This window comes from uncultured Tessaracoccus sp., from assembly GCF_947286155.1.
Lineage (GTDB): Bacteria > Actinomycetota > Actinomycetes > Propionibacteriales > Propionibacteriaceae > Arachnia.
This window is the reverse complement of sequence record NZ_CAMYPD010000002.1, coordinates 76,239-93,362: the sequence shown is the minus strand read 5'-3', so window position 1 is coordinate 93,362 and position 17,124 is coordinate 76,239. Positions and strand designations below refer to the sequence as shown.

Sequence of the window (17,124 nt, the reverse complement as noted above, 5' to 3'; positions counted from 1 at the left end):
CAAAGTGCACGTTTCCTCCATTAGCAAACAAGCTGTTATCGTCCGGGCCATGGAGATTCTGCGTGATGTGCTGCTGTTGTTGCACTTGGTTGGATTCGCGGCCCTGTTTGGTGGCGCCTTTGTACAGCTGAAGGGCCCGGTGCGTTCCATCAACCCGGCGATGTGGCACGGAGCGCTGACGATGCTCATCAGTGGTCTGTTGCTCGTCGCTGTGAATGAAATGCGCGACGCAGATGTGAACCACATGAAGGTGGGAATCAAGCTCGTCGTGCTTTTGGTGGTGTTTGGTTGCGTACTGGCTCAGCGCTCGAAGGAGCAGGTCAGCAACGGCATCTTCTTCACGATCTTTGGGCTCACGTTCCTCAACGCGGCCATCGCCGTGTTTGTGTGATCAGAAGATAGGGCGCCAGGGGCTGAGGAACGCTTCCGTGAGCTTCGCCACCCACGAGCGTTGCTGCCACATGTCGAGCGTAAGTTCGTAGCAATTCGACAGGTCCATGTGGAAGATCTCTTCCATGTGGGCGGCGAGGGTTTCGTCGGCGATTTCGAGGTTGGCCTCGTAGTTACCGACGAGGCTCAGCCGGTCGAGGTTCGCGGTGCCGATGGTCACCCACGCGCCGTCCATCGTCGCCGTTTTGGCGTGCACCATGGCGTGTTCGTAGAGGAAGAGGCGGATGCCCGCCCGTAATAGGCGCGTGTACCAGCCGCGGGAGAGCCAGTCGGCCACCACGTGGTTCGAGCGTTCGGGGACGATGATGCGCACATCAACCCCCCGCAGCGACGCCTGGCGCAGTGCGTCGATGAGGTCGTCGTCGGGAATGAGGTAGGCGTGGGTCATCCAGATGCGATCAGTGGCGCGGTCGATGGCCTCGAGGTACATATTGCGGATGGGATAGACCGCGATACGCGGCGAGTTGCGGTGGATGCGCAACTTTGAGAACCAGCTCCGTCTGGGGTTCTGGTCGATGACGGGGTGCTGCTTGCGACGGTGGTTGTTCCAGAAGTCGATGAACGCATTCTCGAGCTCCGAGGCATCGGGGCCGACGACCCGCAGATGGGTGTCGCGCCAGCCCGTGGCGTAGAGGCTGCCGACGTTGTAGCCCCCGATGAATCCGATTTTGCCGTCGACGACGAGTAGCTTGCGGTGGTCGAATCCCCAATTCCGCGGGCCGAACATGCCGCGAACGATGGGGAAGCGCAGCTGGTGAATGCCTTTCGGGAACTGGTAAAACTTGCGGCTGACCACGAGGTTCGCGAAGGTATCCCAGATGACGTACACGTCGACGCCGCGCTTGGAGGCGCGAATGAGGGCATCTTTGACGCGCTTGCCCCATTGGTCGGATTTCCAGATGAACGTCTCGAAGTAGACGCGGTCGGTGGCCGCGTCGATGGCTTCGATCATGTCTTCGTAGAGATCTTGGCCGTAGGTGTACACCTGCAGTTCGTTGCCGTCGATGAGGATGGGCTGCGGCTCGCTGGTGGGGAACTTGCGCGATTTACGGTGTTTTTTGCGCAGTGCCTCGAAGCCGGTGAGGGCAGCCATAAGGATGATCTGCGCGATGACCACGAATACTGCGCCACGGCTGACCACCGTGCCCAGACGCTGGCGAGTGGAGGGGCGATACGGTGCAGGCATGGTGCTCAGCCTAGACCACGAACGAAGCGTTGAGTCAGTGGTGCACAGTAGGCTTGGCAACGCCATGTCTGAATCGCTATTTCCCGACCTCGCCGCCGTCTTCCAGCCGGAGTCATCATCCGGGGCAGAGCCCCCGCGTGAGCGCACTGGGAGCGTTCGCCATGTCTCCGACGAGGAGCTGCTCGATGGTTTGAACGCGCCCCAGCGTCGCGCCGTCACGCACGCCGGGGGTCCGGTGCTCGTCGTGGCTGGTGCCGGCTCTGGGAAGACGCGGGTGCTCACCAGGCGCATCGCCTACCTCGTCGGGCATGGCGACGTCCACCCCGGCTCAATTCTGGCCATCACCTTCACCAACAAGGCCGCCGCCGAGATGCGCGAGCGCGTGATTGAGCTCGTCGGCAACCGGGCGAAGCTGATGTGGGTGTCCACCTTCCACTCGGCGTGCGTGCGCATCTTGCGCGCTGACATCGACCGCTTCGGCCTGCCCAAGAGCTTTTCGATCTACGACGACGCCGACGCCAAGCGCCTCATGTCGCTCGTGCTGCGCGACTTGGAGGCCGACTCGAAGCGGTTCCCCGTGCGCAGCGTGCTCAATGCAGTGAGCAACTACAAGAACGAACTCGTCGATCACGAAACCGCGCAGGCACAGGCGGTCACCCCGCAACAGAAGGTCTACGCCGAGGCCTACGCCGCCTACCAGGCGCGGCTCCAAACAGCCGGAGCGCTGGATTTCGACGACCTCATCATGACGACGGTCAACCTCCTGCAAGCATTCCCCGACGTGCGCGAGCGGTACCGTCGCCGATTCCGCCACGTCCTCGTCGATGAGTACCAAGACACCAACCACGCCCAGTACGCGCTGGTGAGGGAACTGTGTGGCGAGGCCACCGTCGGGCTCGCTGACGGCACGCCGACGGTAGAGCCCGCGGAGCTGATGGTGGTGGGTGACTCCGACCAGTCCATCTACGCGTTCCGGGGCGCCACCATCCGCAACATTCTCGATTTCGAGGCCGATTTCCCGGGCGCCGAGACCATCGTGCTGGACCAGAATTACCGCTCGACGGGCAACGTGCTCACCGCTGCCAACGCCGTCATCGCCCGCAACAAGGGGCGGCGCGACAAGCAGCTATGGAGCGATCTCGGCGAGGGTGAGCCCATCGTCGGGTGGGTTGCCGATTCGGAGCACGACGAGGCGCAGTTCATCGCGACGGAGATCGACCGCCTGCGTGATGAGCGGGTCAGCAACTACGGCGACACCGCGGTGTTTTACCGCACGAACGCGCAGTCTCGAGCGTTGGAGGAGGTGTTCATCCGCGTTGGGCTGCCATACAAGGTGGTGGGCGGCGTGCGCTTCTACGAGCGCAAAGAGATCAAGGACGCCATCGCGTACCTGCGGGCTGTGGTGAACCCCGCCGACGACGTGTCGGTGCGTCGCATTCTGAACGTGCCGAAGCGCGGCATCGGCGACCGGGCGGAGTCCGCCGTCGCGAATCTCGCGGCGCGGGAACGCATCCCGTTTTTCGAGGCGCTGCGACGAGCCGACGAGGCCCAGCTCGCCACACGCAGCCTCAACCAGATCAAGGCGTTCGTCGACATCATCGACCAGGCGCGCGCCAATGCCGACGCGGGGGAGAGCGCCGACGAGGTGCTGCTCGGGCTGCTCAAAGAGTCGAAGTACGTGCCGGAGCTGCAGGCATCGACCGACCCCCAGGACGCCACCCGGCTGGAGAACCTCGAAGAGCTTGTGAACGTCGCGGCAGAGTTCGTCGCCGCAGCGAACACCGTCGATCTCGACGAAGAGGAAGGCTCGGAGCTGATCGCGGGCATGCCCGAGCCTGATGACTCCATCGAGGCGTTTTTGGAGCGGGTGGCGCTCGTCGCTGATTCCGACCAGGTACCCGACGACGACTCCGGCGTGGTGACGCTCATGACGCTGCACACCGCGAAGGGGCTCGAGTTCGATACCGTGTTCCTCACTGGTTTGGAAGAGGGCATCTTCCCGCACCAGCGCGCGATGACGTCCAACGACGAGCTCGAAGAAGAGCGACGGCTCGCCTACGTCGGCATCACGCGCGCCCGCAAGCGGCTCTACCTGTCGCGGGCCACAGTGCGCATGGTGTTTGGGCAGCCGATGTACAACCCCCCATCGAGGTTCCTCGACGAGATCCCCGCCCATGTGCTGGATTGGCGGCGCACGGGTGAATCCTCGACGACGTGGGCGGCGTCGGCGGCGACGCGCACGCGGCAATCGCGGTCGCGTATGCAGGAGCAGTCCGCGGGGTTTGGGAAGAGCAGCACGTCGCGTCCAGCGCTCGAAGTGAGCTCCGGCGACAAGGTGCTGCACGCCAAGTTCGGCCTCGGCACGGTGCTCGCCGTGATGGGGTTCGGCGCCGACGCCAAGGCCGACATCGACTTCGGCTCCGCGGGTATGAAGCGCATGAGCCTCAAGCATTCTCCGATGGAGAAGCTCTGAGCCGGGGCCCGCACCCGCTCCCGGTGGTTGAGTAGCCGCCGGAGGCGGCGTATCGAAACCGAGCCAGAGCGACGGACATCGTCGATAGGGAATGAGGGATTCCACCTATTTTGGTGGAATCCCTCATTCCTTCTGTGCCAGATGGTTTCGACACGGCCCTCCGGGCCGGCTCAACCATCTGGCTGCGGGGGTACCGCCAGGTCGCGTATTCCGGTGATTGAGTAGCGCCTGCGCGAGCCCCCGGTGATTGAGTAGCGCCCGAAGGGCGCGTATCGAAATCACCAGCCACGAAACTTCAAAATCCGTACGCAGATGAGGTGAAGTGCCCGATTTCGGGGGGGTGGTCAATCTGCGTACGGATTTTGAAGTTGTTCACTCGCTGCGTCTCGATACGGCGGCTACGCCGCCTACTCGACGGTCGGGGAGAGCCGCCTACTCGACGGTCGGAGCGGAGCAGGCAGGCCGACACCACGGCCGGGACACCAGGCTCAGCGCGCGCCCAGGCTGCGCAGGAAGGTCATCGGGTTGGATGCAGAGTAGACGTCGCCGGGCGTGGTGCCGTTGGGGTAGTACTCGAAGTGCAGGTGGGGGCCGAAGGCTCGGCCGGTTGCGCCCACGTAGCCGATGATCTGGCCGGGCTTCACTGCTTCGCCGGGAGAAACGACGCGGCGTGACAGGTGTGCGGAGAGCGTGGCTCCAGTCTTGTGCTGAATCACCACGTTGGTGCCCGCCCACGAGCCAGCGGTGGAGCTGAGGACCACACCGGAGGAGACGGCGTACACCGGCGTTCCAACCGGGGCTGGGAAATCCTGACCGGTGTGGTAGCGGGCCCACAGGCCGCGTTGACCGAAGCCGGCGCCGATCCGGAAGTTCTGCTTCACGGGCATCGAGGCGCCGCTGGAGCTGAGTGCAGCGACATCTTCGGTGCTCATCCCAGTCACGGCATTGCCTTTGGCTTTACGCGCCGCCTCGAGCGCCTTCTCGGCTTCCTCGGCTTCCTTCTTCAGCTTGGCGGCCTGCTTGCTGACCAGCTTCAAGTCTTCGTCCATGAGACGCTCGCGCTCCTGCGCGCTGTCTTTCGTCTCCGCAGCGAGCGCGTCGCTCGCCGCCTCGTCAATCGATGCGGTGCGCTTGCGGGCGTTCTCGTTGGCTGCCGCGCCGCTGATGCTCTCACGCAGTGCGCTGCGTGACGCGTCCTTCGAGCGGTCAGCAAAGCCGAGACGTGCGGCTTCCACCGCAGCAGCGGGTACGGCGCCATCGGCATCGATGGACTCGAGCGATGCGTCCTGACCGCTGCGGGATACGAACGCGAACGTGAAGAGGGTTCCCACGGCGAGGGTGCTGGCGACGACGCCGGCAATGGCGCCCTTACCCAGCTTCCGTGCGCGACGGCCGCGCTTCGCGCGCTGGGGTGCCGACGTGATGTCCTCGATGTCGTCGTCGAGGATGGCATCGGTGACACCGCGTCGCGGTGCGCTTCCGGAAACTGCGCTCACGTTACTCCTCAAAAATCTGGAACCGAACGGAACCTTAGCATTTCTCAGGTTATTCTCAAACACCGGGTCAAGATATTGCCAACCGATGTGATGCCCTGGGGCCAGCTGCAAGTGTACGCGGACCACCTAGTACCCTGGTGACGCAAGAAATCATCCCCTCCCTGAGGAGTCATAGTGGATCTCCTGGAATACCAGGCGCGCGCCCTGTTCGAACGCTTCGGCGTTCCCGTGCTACCGGGCCGCACAGCTACGAACGTCAATGAAGCTCTCGAAGCCCATGAAACCCTCGGCAGCGGCACCGTTGTCGTGAAGGCTCAGGTCCGCACTGGCGGACGCGGCAAGGCCGGCGGCGTCAAGGTCGCCAAGTCTAGGGACGAAGTCGCTCAGGTTGCTGAGCAGATCCTCGGTCTGGACATCAAGGGCCACACCGTCGAAACCGTGATGTTGAGCCCCGGGGCGCAGATCGCCGAGGAATTCTACTTCTCCATCCTGCTCGACCGCGCCCAGCGTTGTTTCCTGGCTATGTGCAGCCTCGAAGGCGGCATGGATATTGAGATGCTCGCGAAAGAACGCCCCGAGGCACTCGCGAAAGTGGAACTCGACCCCATCGTCGGTATCGACGAGGCCAAGGCCGCTGAAATCCTCAAGGCAGCCGGCTTCAAGGAGGAGGACTACGAGCGCATCGGCGCCGTCCTCCAGAAGCTGTGGAAGACCTTCAAGGAAACCGACGCCACCCTCGTCGAAGTGAACCCCCTCGTGCGCACTGCCTCCGGCTTGGTGCTGGCGCTCGACGGCAAGGTCACCCTCGACGATAACGCCGACTTCCGCCACGCCGACCGTGACGAATACCATCAGTCCTCCGGTGCGGCAGACCTCGAGAAGCAGGCCAAGGAATACGGGCTCCAGTACGTGAAACTCGACGGCACCGTCGGCATCATCGGCAACGGCGCGGGCCTCGTCATGAGCACCCTCGACGTCGTGGCCGGCGCTGGCGAGGATCTCCCCGGCCAGCCCAAGCCCGCCAACTTCCTCGACATCGGCGGCGGCGCATCGGCCGAGGTGATGGCCAACGGTCTGCGCATCATCATGTCCGATCCCCAGGTGAAGTCGGTGTTCGTCAACGTCTTCGGCGGCATCACCGCCTGCAACGACGTGGCCAACGGCATCGTGAACGCCCTCGACATCCTGGGCGATGAAGCCAAGCTGCCCATCGTCGTGCGTCTCGACGGCAACGCGGTCGACGTCGGTCTCCAGATCCTCGCCGATCGGAATCACCCGCTGATTACCGTCGTCGACACCATGGACGGCGCTGCCCGCAAGGCAGCCGAACTCGCGAGCGAAGGGAACTGAAACCCATGTCCATCTTCATTGACAAGAACAGCCGCGTCATCGTCCAGGGCATGACGGGCAAAGAAGGCCGTAAGCACACGCAGCGCATGATTATGTCCGGCACCCGCATCGTCGGTGGTGTGACCCCGGGCAAGGGCGGCGAGTCGGTGCTCTTCGAAGAAGACCCGGTACCCGTATTCAACACCGTCGGTGAGGCGAAGGAAGCCACCGGCGCCAACGTCTCCGTCGTATTCGTGCCGCCGAAGTTCGCCAAGGGCGCAGTGCTCGAGGCAATCGAGGCGGAGATGGAGCTCGTCGTCGTCATCACCGAGGGCATCCCGGTGCACGACACCGTCGAGTTCTACACCGCTGCCAAGAAGTCGGGCAAGACCCGCCTCATCGGCCCGAACTGCCCCGGCCTCATCTCTCCCGGACAGTCGAACGCCGGCATCATCCCCGCGACGATCACCGGCCCCGGCCGACTCGGCCTCGTGTCGAAGTCGGGAACCTTGACCTACCAGATGATGTACGAGCTGCGTGACCTCGGCTTCACCACCGCCGTCGGTATCGGTGGCGACCCGGTCGTCGGCACCATGCACATCGACTGCCTCAAGGCATTCGAGGACGATCCGGACACGGACGCCATCGTGATGATCGGTGAGATCGGTGGCGACGCGGAGGAGCGCGCCGCTGCCTACATTAAGGAGAACATCACGAAGCCGGTCGTCGGGTACATCGCTGGCTTCACCGCGCCTCCCGGCAAGACGATGGGCCACGCTGGCGCCATCATCACCGGCTCGGCCGGCACCGCCCGCGCGAAGAAGGAAGCCCTCGAGGCTGCTGGCGTGCGCGTGGGTGAGACGCCGTCGCAGGCGGCTGACCTCGTCCGCGAGGCAGTGGCGAAGCTCGACAAGTAGGCTTCGAACCCCTAACAAACGCGAGCGGCGGCCCCCACTTGAGGGGCCGCCGCTTCGTCGTTCATCAGTCGCCTTGACCGACGCGCACGCCGGCGCGCTCGATGACCTTGGCGAAGTTCTCTTCGGAGAACCGGAAATCCTTGGTAACCGTGGCCATGAGGTACACCACCTTATTCTTCCTCTGCGAGATGGCGACCTGGTAGAACACAGCACCCTTCTCGCTCTCACGCTCAATCAGCAGCGCCTTCGCGCCCGACGGCGCCTTGAGCGACGTCGTCTTCGTGCCCATGACACGAGACTTACACTGGTCGATACCCTCGCCGAGCTTGGTGGCGAAGTTGGCTGCCCCGTTCTCGTCCTGGAAGGTGAACACGAACTCGTCGAGGCCGAACTGCTCAGGCGTGCTGTCATCCTGCGTGATGAGGTAGGTGGCCTGCTGGCGTTTCGTCGGCCCGGACTCAGAAGCTAGCGTCATGTTCTCGCAGCCGGTGCCCTTGCTCGTGAGCTCGGTGGGTGGCTGCGTAGTCCATAGTCCAGCGCCCGCCTTGATGCGGGGCAGATCGGAGGGAATGAGCCATCCGCGCGGCTCCACGGGAGGCACGCTGGCAGGCTCGACGGTGGCCTTGGCCGCGTCGCAGGTACCGGCCTTGCCACACAGCTGGGTGGCCGATCGCTGCACCGCGTCCGCCAAGTGCTGGGGTGTAACGCTGCCGTCGGTGGAGACCACGTCGAGGATGCTCACCAGGTTGCCGCTCCTCGTCAGCAGCAGGTCGTGGTGCTTGCGCGGCTCCGACTCTTCGACCACCGAGATCTGCATTGCTTCGTCGCTGATCCCGGTGACCTTCGACGAAGAAAGCACCAGGGTGGGCACCTCGTCGCATCTCGCCAGCGCTGCGGCGCGTTCGTTGAATACCTGTTCCGCGTTGGCTTCCGTAGGGAACGCGTCGAGCTGGTGCAGCAAAGCGAGTTGGTTGTCTTGCGTGGTGCCCAGCGTGCGCTGGAGTGAGTCGAGGCGCTCCGCGTCGGAAGCTTCCGTGCTGAGGCATGCTGGCCGCGCCGTATGTGTCTCGATGGAATCCGTCGTGCCGGTGATGGCCCAGTCGGCGTTGGCTGACACCTTCTTCGCATCCGCGACGCTCACGAGGTCGTCCTGCATCACGCGCGGCAGCTGAGGCGAGGCGCTAATCGTCGGCGAGGGGCTGTTCGATGGGGCTGGGTCAGCGGGCTGCGTCTGATTGAATCCGAGGAACCCTGCGGCAACTGCAAGCACCGCGACGGCCACGCCCGCGGCGGTCATGGCGGGCAGATGAGCCCGGTACCACGGCATGCTCTCGCTGGGCTCTACACGTTCCTCGACGACGGCAGTGGGCGATTCTGGAACCCACTCGGAGGCTTCGGGCGGAGTGATGGAGCTCATGGCCGAGCGCCTCGGGTGAGGCCTCGGGCCCTCGACGAAGCCCTCGCCGTGCTCCGGCAGCACCGGCCCCGGCACGGGGGAGGGTGTGGACATGGGCTCATCGAGCGATGTGTCGGCATCGTCGAAGGGTAAGGAGCGCCGTGCCCGTGCCGGGGGATCGCTGGGCTCGCCGCTAGGGCGTGCGAAGGGGTTCTCGTCGCGTCCTTCGGCAGCGGAGGGCTGGTCCGCGCTATCGTCGGGTGCGAGTGCCCGGCGCGGACGCACGTTGTCGTCAGACATGTGCTCGACCATCCTTCCTGGATTCCTCCATGAGATCCTAGGTTACCGGGCGTGACGCAAGTGACCACATCTGCAGGAGGTGACCCGTGGCCGACGTGACGCGCACGGTAGCAGTCGACGTCGATGATCGGGAGGAGCCTCAGGCGCGGGGCTTTTCGTGGCCATGGCCCGTGCTGACCGCCGTGGGCGCGGCGGGCGTCGCTCTGATCGGGTGGATCATCCTCGCCGGTGCAAGCACCCTTGCCTGGCTCGGCGACGGGGACGCCGGTTTCGTGGAGATGCTTCGCCTCGCCACATCTGTGTTCGCGCTCGCCCACGGGGTGCCGGTAGACATCGCCGGCCAGCAGGTCTCGCTCGTCCCGTTGGGCCTCACCGGCGTGCTGATATTCCTCTCGCTGCCCATAGTGAGCGCGTCGGCGCGACGGGCGGCTGTTACCGATGGTGAGGAAGATGCCGACGGAACGGTCCACGTCGACGTCGAATCCACGCTGTGGAAGGTGGCTGGCCTCCACGCAGGCACCTACGCGGTGACCGTCGCAATACTCGACGGCGCCCTGCTCGGCGGCTCTGTGGGGGCGCGCTCACTGCTGGGTGGCCTCGTCATTGGGCTCATCGCTGGGCTGTGGGGCGCGGCGAACGGCCTGAACCACGATCCCACAGCGCACTGGCCCGAGTGGCTGCAGGCGGTGCCCAGGGCCATGGGCGCAACCATGATGGTGTTGGTGACGGGTGGCCTCGTCGCCGTCGGCATCGCGGTGTTCGTCGGACGGGCGCGCATCGTCGACGTGGCCTCCGGGCTCGGCATCGATGCGCCCGGCGTGATCGCGCTGTCGGTGCTGCACCTGCTCTACTTGCCGAACCTGATGTTGTGGGCGTGCTCCTGGATTCTGGGCGCGGGCATCACACTCGGCGATGGCTCGCTGCTCTCGCTGCACATCACCGATGTCGGGTTGCTCCCCGCACTTCCCGTGCTCGGAGCCGTTCCTGAACCAGGCCTCATGCCGAAGGCCATGCTGTGGTGGCTGGCGGTAGGCGTCGTCGCTGGCGCGCTGGCCGGACTGGTGGTCGCGTGGGCGCGGCCACGCGCGCGGTTCGACGAGACCGCGGTCGCAGGAGGCCTCGCGGGTATCGTCGCAGGGCTGCTGCTGACGCTGCTCGCGTCGCTGGCCAGCGGCGGGATCGGCGTCGATCGCCTCGCGCACATCGGGGCCCGCGTCGACCAATTGCTCATTTTCGCGCCCGTGCTGCTCGGTCTGTCGGGCCTCGTCGCGGGGCTCATCCTCGGTCTGATCCGCCGTCCGGGCAGCGGCGACGACGACGCGCGGCCCCGCACGCGGCTCACCCTCGTCGAAGAGACCACCGGCATCGTGAAGGAGGACACATGATCGACGTCGTAGTGCTGGCCTCAGGCTCGGGCACGCTCACGCAGGCGCTCATCGACGCCATCGAGGCGGGCGAGGTGGATGCGCGCATCGTCGCTGTCATCTCCGACCAGCCCACCGCCGGCGTCTTGGAGCGCGCACGCAGCCACGGCATCGATGCCGTCGCCCACCCCCTGCCCAAGGGCGCTGACCGCGAGGCGTGGGATCGCGAGCTGGCACATATCGTCGGACGATACGAGCCGGATCTTGTTGCATCCGCCGGCTTCATGAAGCTGCTTGGCCCCCATTTTCTCGCCCGCTTTGAGGGGAGAACCATCAACACCCACCCGGCGCTGCTGCCGAGCTTCCCGGGCATGCACGGCGCCCGCGACGCGCTGCGTGCCGGGGTGAAGATAACGGGGGCGACGGTGTTCGTCGTCGACGCCGGAGTGGACACCGGTAGGATCTTGGCCCAGGGCGCCGTCGACGTGCTCGACGACGACTCGGTCGAATCGCTCCACGAGCGCATCAAGGTTGTGGAGCGACGATTGTTGGTCGAAGTCGTTCGCAATTGGAGGAAGTAATGGCTGGACGTACACCCCTGCAGCGCGCTCTCGTGAGCGTCTACAACAAGGACGGGCTCGTCGATATCGGGCAAGACCTCGCCGCCGCTGGTGTGGAGATCGTCTCCACCGGGTCCACTGCGCGAGTGCTTGCGGAGGCAGGTGTGCCGGTGGTGCCCGTCGAAACGGTCACCGGGTTCCCGGAGTGCCTGGACGGCCGCGTGAAAACCCTCCACCCGAAGATCCACGCTGGCATTCTCGCCGACCGTCGGCTCGACTCCCACCGCTCCCAGCTCGACGAACTCGACGTCCGCCCGTTCGACGTTGTCATCACCAACTTGTACCCCTTCGTCGAGACGGTGGCCTCCGGCGCATCCTTCGACGAGGTCATCGAGCAGATCGACATCGGCGGCCCGACGATGGTGCGCGCCGCCGCCAAGAACCACGCGTCCGTTGCGGTCATCACCGACGCCTCGCAGTACGCCGGCCTCCGCGAGGCGCTCGCGAACGGTGGCTACACCGTCGAAGAGCGCCGGCAGCTCGCCGTCGAAGCGTTCCGGCACACCGCCAACTACGACGTCGCCGTCGCCACCTGGCTCGGCGGGCAGGGAGAAGGCGACGAGGCCCCCGCCTGGTACGGCGCCACCTACGAGAAGACCGCAGACCTCCGCTACGGCGAGAACGCGCACCAGCGTGCCGCCCTCTACCGTGACGCGAGCGGCGGTGGCTTGGCCGGTGCGGAACAGCTGCACGGCAAGGCCATGAGCTACAACAACTACGTCGACGCCGACGCCGCCTACCGCGCGGCATACGACCACGCCAGCCCCTGCGTCGCCATCATCAAGCACGCAAACCCGTGCGGCATTGCCGTCGGAGCTGACGTCGCCGAGGCCCACCGCAAGGCCCACGCCTGCGATTCCGTCTCCGCATTCGGCGGCGTCATCGCCTGCAACCGCCCCGTCTCGCTCGCCATGGCAGAACAGGTGGCGGAGATCTTCACCGAGGTGATCGTCGCGCCCGGCTATGAGCAGGGGGCCGTGGAGGCGCTCAGCAAGAAGAAGAACATCCGCATCCTGGTGGCCGAGGCTCCCCAGCGCACCGGGCAGGCGTCGCGCGAAATTAGCGGCGGGCTGCTTCGTCAAGACATCGACGCCATCGACGCCGACGGCGACAACCCTGCCAACTGGACGCTGGCCTGCGGGGACGCCGTCGACGAAGCCACGCTCCGCGACCTCGAGTTCGCATGGCGCGCCGTGCGCTCGGTGAAGTCGAACGCGATCTTGCTCGCTTCCGACGGTGCCTCCGTCGGTGTGGGCATGGGGCAGGTCAACCGGGTCGACTCCTGCCACCTTGCTGTGGACCGGGCGGGTGAGCGCGCGGCGGGCTCCGTCGCCGCATCCGATGCGTTCTTCCCGTTCGCGGACGGCCCGCAGGTACTCATCGACGCAGGCGTGCGCGCGATCGTGCAACCTGGCGGCTCCGTGCGCGACCAAGAGGTGATCGACGCCGTCACCCAAGCGGGCATCACCATGTACTTCACCGGAACCCGCCACTTCTTCCACTGAGCGAGGAGCTATGACTGCCCAGATTCTCGACGGCAAAGCCACCGCGAAGGCCATCAAGGCCGACCTCACGCAGCGGGTCGACGGGCTGCGTGCCCGCGGCTGCACTCCCGGGCTCGCCACCGTGCTGGTTGGGGACGACCTGGCCAGCCACAACTACGTGCGCATGAAGCACCGCGACTGCGAACAGGTGGGCATCGAATCCATCCAGGTGGAGCTTCCCGCCGACGCCACCGCAGCCCAGCTTGAGAACGCCATCCGGGAGCTGAACGACAACCCGGCCTGCACGGGATACATCGTGCAACTGCCCATCCCGAAGCACCTCGACGAGAACTGGGCGCTCTCGCTCATCGACCCTGACAAGGACGCCGACGGGCTGCACCCGGTGAATCTCGGGCGCCTGGTCCTGGGCGAACCCGCGACGCTGCCCTGCACGCCGCGCGGCATCGTCGAACTGGTGCGGCATCACGGCATCGACTGGCGCGGCAAGGAGGTGTGCGTCGTCGGGCGTGGCATCACCGTCGGACGCCCGCTCGGGCTGATCCTCACCCGCCGCAGCGAGAACGCGACGGTCACGCTCTGCCACACCGGAACACACGACGTCGCAAGCCACACGCGACGCGCGGACATCGTCGTCGCAGCCGCAGGCGTGCCCGGCATGGTGAGCGCGGACATGATCAAGGAAGGCGCGATCTGCATCGACGTCGGCGTCAGCCGCGTCGACGGCAAAACCACCGGCGATCTCGCGCCCGACGTGTGGAGCAAGGCGGCTTGGGTCACGCCCAACCCCGGCGGCGTGGGGCCGATGACGCGCGCAATGTTGCTCAGCAACGTCGTTGACCGCGCAGAACTGCTCCATGGCTGATAACGACCCCCTGCGCGACAAACCGGACAAGCCGGCGGACGAGGCGCCCAACAACCTCTGGCCGCTTGGGGTGTGCCTGCTGATCGTCGGGCTGGGCATCGCGTTCGGGTTCCTGGGGCACTGGCGGAAGGCGTCGATGTCGATTGCGTTGGCCATGGGCGTCGCGGGTGCGTTGCGAAGTGTGCTGCCGCGACGCATCGCGGGGCTCCTCGTCGTGCGGCGACGAGTGTTCGACGTCGTGACGTACTTTGGGCTGGCCGCGGCGATCGCCGTCGTCGCGTTCGTCGTTCCGCCAGCCAGATGATGCTGGGGACGGGGCGCGGCGTCGGTACTATGTGCGCTATGGCCACAGCGCAGACGGAACTCGACGGAGCCGACATTGAGCTGGACGACGAGCCGACACTGAAAGACCGCTACGTTCTCTTCACTGAGATGCTCGTGTTCGCGATCATCTCACTGATTGCGAGCGTGGTGCTCTCGTACGACGCCATCGTGTTGGCTGCAAATCCCGACGCGCAGCTCAACTGCTCCATCAACGCTGTGCTCGACTGCGCTACGGTCGGGAAGTCGTGGCAGGCGTCAGTGTTCGGCTTCCCGAACGCGTTTCTCGGCATGATCTCGGAACCCGTCGTGATGACGATCGCCGTCGCCTCACTGTGCAAAGTGAAGTTCCCGCGATGGTTCATGCTCACCGCCAACGGCGTGTACTTCCTTGGCTTGGTGTTCGCCTACTGGCTGCTGTACCAGTCCACGTTCGTGATCGGCGCGCTGTGCCCGTGGTGCCTCACCGTCACCATCTCCACCACGTTCGTCTTCTACTCGATGACGCAGTGGAACGTCCTGGAAGGGCGACTATTCCCGACGGGGAAGTGGCACCGTCGAGCGCTGGGCTGGGTGCGCGGCGGTTGGTTCACCATCGCGTTGATCGCTTGGTTGGCGCTCGTTCTGGCCGTCGAAGTGGTGCACTGGTTGCCCCGCTATCTCTAGTGGGTGATTGGTGCCTATCGGGGGCGCGGTAGAGTCGTCGTTGTAGGCCGACCCCAACGTTTGAGAGGACATCGAAGTGAGCACTGCAGCTCCCGTCAAGATTGCCGTGACCGGCGCAGCCGGACAGATTTGTTACAGCCTCCTTTTCCGTATTGCGAGCGGCTCGCTGCTCGGTGATCGCCCCATCGAGCTACGCCTGCTCGAAATCACTCCCGCGCTGAAGGCGCTCGAAGGCGTCGTCATGGAGCTCGACGACTGCGCCTTCCCGAACCTCGTCAACATCGAGATCGGCGACGATCCTGAGAAGGTCTTCGACGGCGTCAACATGGCCATGCTCGTGGGCGCCATGCCCCGCAAGCAGGGCATGGAGCGCTCCGATCTGCTTTCCGCCAACGGCGCCATCTTCACCGCGCAGGGCAAGGCCCTCAACAAGGTTGCCGCCGACGACGTTCGCGTGCTCGTCACGGGCAACCCCGCCAACACGAATGCGCTCATCGCCATGTCGAACGCCCCCGACATCCCGAACGATCGCTTCAACGCGCTCACCCGTCTCGACCACAACCGCGCCATCTCGCAGCTCGCCGCGAAGCTCGACGTGCCCGTCACCGAGATCACGAACATGACCATCTGGGGCAACCACTCCGCCACCCAGTACCCGGACCTGTTCAACGCCAAGGTTGGCGGCAAGTGCGCAGCCGACGCTGTGAACGACCAGGACTGGCTCGAGAACACCTTCATCCCGACGGTCGCCAAGCGCGGCGCCGCCATCATCGAAGCGCGCGGGTTGTCGTCGGCTGCCTCCGCCGCGAACGCCACCGTCGAGCACATGCGCGACTGGGCCCTGGGCACGCCTGAGGGCGACTGGGTGTCCATGTCGATCCCGTCCGACGGCTCCTACGGCGTGCCCGAGGGCCTCATCTCGTCGTTCCCCTGCACGGTGACCGACGGCAAGGTAGAGATCGTCCAGGGCCTCGAGATCAACGAGTTCTCGCGCGCCAAGATCGACGCCTCCGTCGCCGAGCTGGAAGGCGAGCGCCAGGCTGTCACCGAGCTGGGCCTCATCTGAGAGATTCTCGACGCAAGCGCCTCCGCAGCCAGTTGGTTGCGGGGGCGCTTGGCGTTTTGGGGTTCCATGCCTGGCCATGCGAGCCGTTAGGTGGCAGTTTGTCGCCCAATGATGGGCCGGAAAGCGCCAGCTAAGGGCGGCTCGTCGGAAGAAGTGTTGTCCGTTTCGACGAGACCCTGGCGCGATGCACCACTGCGCTCCGACTATGGCTGCATGTTGCCACGCATACCCATGCCCCAAGCCCTACTCGACCTCCTCGCCGCGCAACGTGGCGCCATCTCGACCGCCCAAGCGATCAACTGCGGACTCACACCGAAAGCGCTACGTCGCATCGCGCGTGACTGGACGACGCTCGCGCCGGGCCTGCACATCGTCGGCTCAGTCACATGGTGGCCATTCGCCCGGGCCGCGCTGTTGCGTGGCGGGCCCGACGCAGCCCTCGGCGGAGCGGCCGCGGCCCACGTGCTTGGTTTCGTCCAGGAGCCGCCGTCGACGATCACCGTGTGGAGCCCGCGCAGGCGTTCGCCCTTGACACATGGCAAGCTGCGGGCGGTGTACCGCAGAGGACAGCGGCACGCGTGGGGGCAGCTACGGCGCACATCGGCGGAAGCGACGCTGCTGGATCTCGCCGGTGAAGCCGACGAGTTCACGCTCGTTGAAGGCGTCACGCGCGCGTGTGCGCGTGGGGCGACCACTCCGTCGCTGTTGCGCAGAGCGCTTGAGGCGCGAGAGCGGCAGGTACGTCGAGCGCTCATCGAGCACTTGTGCGACGCGGCCGAGGACGGCGTCGAAAGCGTGCTCGAATGGCTCTTTCACGAGCGAGTGCTGCTCGCGCACGGGTTCGATCTGCCCAGTAGGCAGGTGCGCAGTGCGCAGGGGTACCGCGTCGATGTGTGGTTTGAGGATGTCGGGGTGCTCGCCGAGCTCGACGGGAGCAAATTCCACGACGGCGACGCCGACGCCGTGCGCGACAACCGGCATGCCATAGAGCTGGGCGTGGTCACCCTCCGGTTCACGTGGCGCCAAGTGCTGCGTGAGCCTTGTGCAGTGGCGCGAGTGCTGGCGCAGGCGCTGCGCACCCGCGGCTGGAAGGGCTCTTGCCGGGCATGCTCGCGCTGTTAGGTGGCAGATCCGCGCCCGTCATTGGGCGACAATCTGCCAGCTAACGCGCTG

At 65.5% G+C, this 17,124-nt stretch carries 15 protein-coding genes; 12 read left to right on the top strand and 3 right to left on the bottom strand.

Translation table 11 applies throughout. The features are described 5' to 3' along the window. Positions 1-49: 49 nt before the first annotated feature. Positions 50-391 carry a hypothetical protein gene (locus Q0X68_RS01015; RefSeq protein WP_297746252.1) on the top strand — a complete coding sequence of 114 codons (342 nt, stop codon included), beginning with the start codon at positions 50-52 and terminating at the stop codon, positions 389-391. On the opposite strand, the gene Q0X68_RS01010 is transcribed toward Q0X68_RS01015, so the two are convergent. Continuing rightward, a complete protein-coding gene (locus Q0X68_RS01010; RefSeq protein WP_297746250.1) occupies positions 392-1,636 on the bottom strand; it encodes a phosphatidylserine/phosphatidylglycerophosphate/cardiolipin synthase family protein in 1,245 nt (414 codons plus the stop codon). Positions 1,637-1,700: 64 nt separating this feature from the next. On the opposite strand from Q0X68_RS01010, the gene pcrA reads away from it, so the two are divergent. After that, positions 1,701-4,109 carry a DNA helicase PcrA gene (gene pcrA, locus Q0X68_RS01005; RefSeq protein WP_297746248.1) on the top strand — a complete coding sequence of 803 codons (2,409 nt, stop codon included), beginning with the start codon at positions 1,701-1,703 and terminating at the stop codon, positions 4,107-4,109. A gap of 488 nt (positions 4,110-4,597) precedes the next feature. On the opposite strand, the gene Q0X68_RS01000 is transcribed toward pcrA, so the two are convergent. Continuing rightward, positions 4,598-5,605: a M23 family metallopeptidase gene (locus tag Q0X68_RS01000; protein WP_297746246.1), complete on the bottom strand. Its 1,008-nt coding sequence runs from the start codon at positions 5,603-5,605 to the stop codon at positions 4,598-4,600. A gap of 174 nt (positions 5,606-5,779) precedes the next feature. On the opposite strand from Q0X68_RS01000, the gene sucC reads away from it, so the two are divergent. Both sucC and sucD read left to right on the top strand, forming a co-directional pair. After that, complete coding sequence (gene sucC, locus Q0X68_RS00995) at positions 5,780-6,955, top strand: ADP-forming succinate--CoA ligase subunit beta (RefSeq protein ID WP_297746243.1); 1,176 nt, start codon at positions 5,780-5,782, stop codon at positions 6,953-6,955. A 5-nt stretch (positions 6,956-6,960) separates the two neighbouring features. Next, the gene (sucD, locus tag Q0X68_RS00990; protein WP_297746240.1) at positions 6,961-7,851 is read left to right on the top strand and encodes a succinate--CoA ligase subunit alpha; all 891 of its coding nucleotides are present in this window, start codon (positions 6,961-6,963) and stop codon (positions 7,849-7,851) included. 64 nt (positions 7,852-7,915) lie between these two features. On the opposite strand, the gene Q0X68_RS00985 is transcribed toward sucD, so the two are convergent. Further along, the gene (locus Q0X68_RS00985; protein WP_297746237.1) at positions 7,916-9,547 is read right to left on the bottom strand and encodes a hypothetical protein; all 1,632 of its coding nucleotides are present in this window, start codon (positions 9,545-9,547) and stop codon (positions 7,916-7,918) included. An 86-nt stretch (positions 9,548-9,633) separates the two neighbouring features. Between Q0X68_RS00985 and Q0X68_RS00980 the strand changes: the two genes are divergently transcribed. The 8 genes from Q0X68_RS00980 (at position 9,634) to Q0X68_RS00945 (ending at position 17,073) form a co-directional block, all read left to right on the top strand. Further along, positions 9,634-10,932, top strand: coding sequence for a DUF6350 family protein (locus Q0X68_RS00980; protein WP_297746234.1), 1,299 nt, complete (start codon positions 9,634-9,636; stop codon positions 10,930-10,932). Then, positions 10,929-11,492 (top strand): phosphoribosylglycinamide formyltransferase, encoded by a 564-nt coding sequence (gene purN / locus Q0X68_RS00975; RefSeq protein WP_297746232.1) that lies wholly within the window; start codon positions 10,929-10,931, stop codon positions 11,490-11,492. Before Q0X68_RS00980 ends, purN begins: the two co-directional genes overlap by 4 nt. Next, positions 11,492-13,036: a bifunctional phosphoribosylaminoimidazolecarboxamide formyltransferase/IMP cyclohydrolase gene (purH, locus tag Q0X68_RS00970; RefSeq protein WP_297746229.1), complete on the top strand. Its 1,545-nt coding sequence runs from the start codon at positions 11,492-11,494 to the stop codon at positions 13,034-13,036. The genes purN and purH overlap by 1 nt, the downstream gene beginning before the upstream one ends. Positions 13,037-13,046: 10 nt before the next feature. Further along, a complete protein-coding gene (locus Q0X68_RS00965; RefSeq protein WP_297746226.1) occupies positions 13,047-13,898 on the top strand; it encodes a bifunctional methylenetetrahydrofolate dehydrogenase/methenyltetrahydrofolate cyclohydrolase in 852 nt (283 codons plus the stop codon). Continuing rightward, a complete protein-coding gene (locus Q0X68_RS00960) occupies positions 13,891-14,202 on the top strand; it encodes a DUF3017 domain-containing protein (RefSeq protein WP_108870410.1) in 312 nt (103 codons plus the stop codon). Before Q0X68_RS00965 ends, Q0X68_RS00960 begins: the two co-directional genes overlap by 8 nt. Before the next feature lie 38 nt (positions 14,203-14,240). Beyond that, the gene (locus Q0X68_RS00955) at positions 14,241-14,885 is read left to right on the top strand and encodes a vitamin K epoxide reductase family protein (RefSeq protein ID WP_297746221.1); all 645 of its coding nucleotides are present in this window, start codon (positions 14,241-14,243) and stop codon (positions 14,883-14,885) included. Positions 14,886-14,961: 76 nt separating this feature from the next. After that, positions 14,962-15,951, top strand: a complete 990-nt coding sequence (locus Q0X68_RS00950; protein WP_297746219.1) for a malate dehydrogenase — start codon at positions 14,962-14,964, stop codon at positions 15,949-15,951. 213 nt (positions 15,952-16,164) lie between these two features. After that, positions 16,165-17,073, top strand: a complete 909-nt coding sequence (locus Q0X68_RS00945) for a hypothetical protein (protein ID WP_297746216.1) — start codon at positions 16,165-16,167, stop codon at positions 17,071-17,073. Positions 17,074-17,124: the final 51 nt, after the last annotated feature.

Coding starts and splice junctions, on each gene's coding strand:
- purH (WP_297746229.1), top strand. CDS start 11,492: ATGGCTGGACGTACACCCCTGCAGCGCGCTCTCGTGAGCGTCTACAAC.
- Q0X68_RS00945 (WP_297746216.1), top strand. CDS start 16,165: ATGTTGCCACGCATACCCATGCCCCAAGCCCTACTCGACCTCCTCGCC.
- Q0X68_RS00965 (WP_297746226.1), top strand. CDS start 13,047: ATGACTGCCCAGATTCTCGACGGCAAAGCCACCGCGAAGGCCATCAAG.
- Q0X68_RS01010 (WP_297746250.1), bottom strand. CDS start 1,636: ATGCCTGCACCGTATCGCCCCTCCACTCGCCAGCGTCTGGGCACGGTG.
- Q0X68_RS00955 (WP_297746221.1), top strand. CDS start 14,241: ATGGCCACAGCGCAGACGGAACTCGACGGAGCCGACATTGAGCTGGAC.
- Q0X68_RS00960 (WP_108870410.1), top strand. CDS start 13,891: ATGGCTGATAACGACCCCCTGCGCGACAAACCGGACAAGCCGGCGGAC.
- Q0X68_RS00985 (WP_297746237.1), bottom strand. CDS start 9,547: ATGTCTGACGACAACGTGCGTCCGCGCCGGGCACTCGCACCCGACGAT.
- purN (WP_297746232.1), top strand. CDS start 10,929: ATGATCGACGTCGTAGTGCTGGCCTCAGGCTCGGGCACGCTCACGCAG.
- pcrA (WP_297746248.1), top strand. CDS start 1,701: ATGTCTGAATCGCTATTTCCCGACCTCGCCGCCGTCTTCCAGCCGGAG.
- Q0X68_RS01015 (WP_297746252.1), top strand. CDS start 50: ATGGAGATTCTGCGTGATGTGCTGCTGTTGTTGCACTTGGTTGGATTC.
- sucD (WP_297746240.1), top strand. CDS start 6,961: ATGTCCATCTTCATTGACAAGAACAGCCGCGTCATCGTCCAGGGCATG.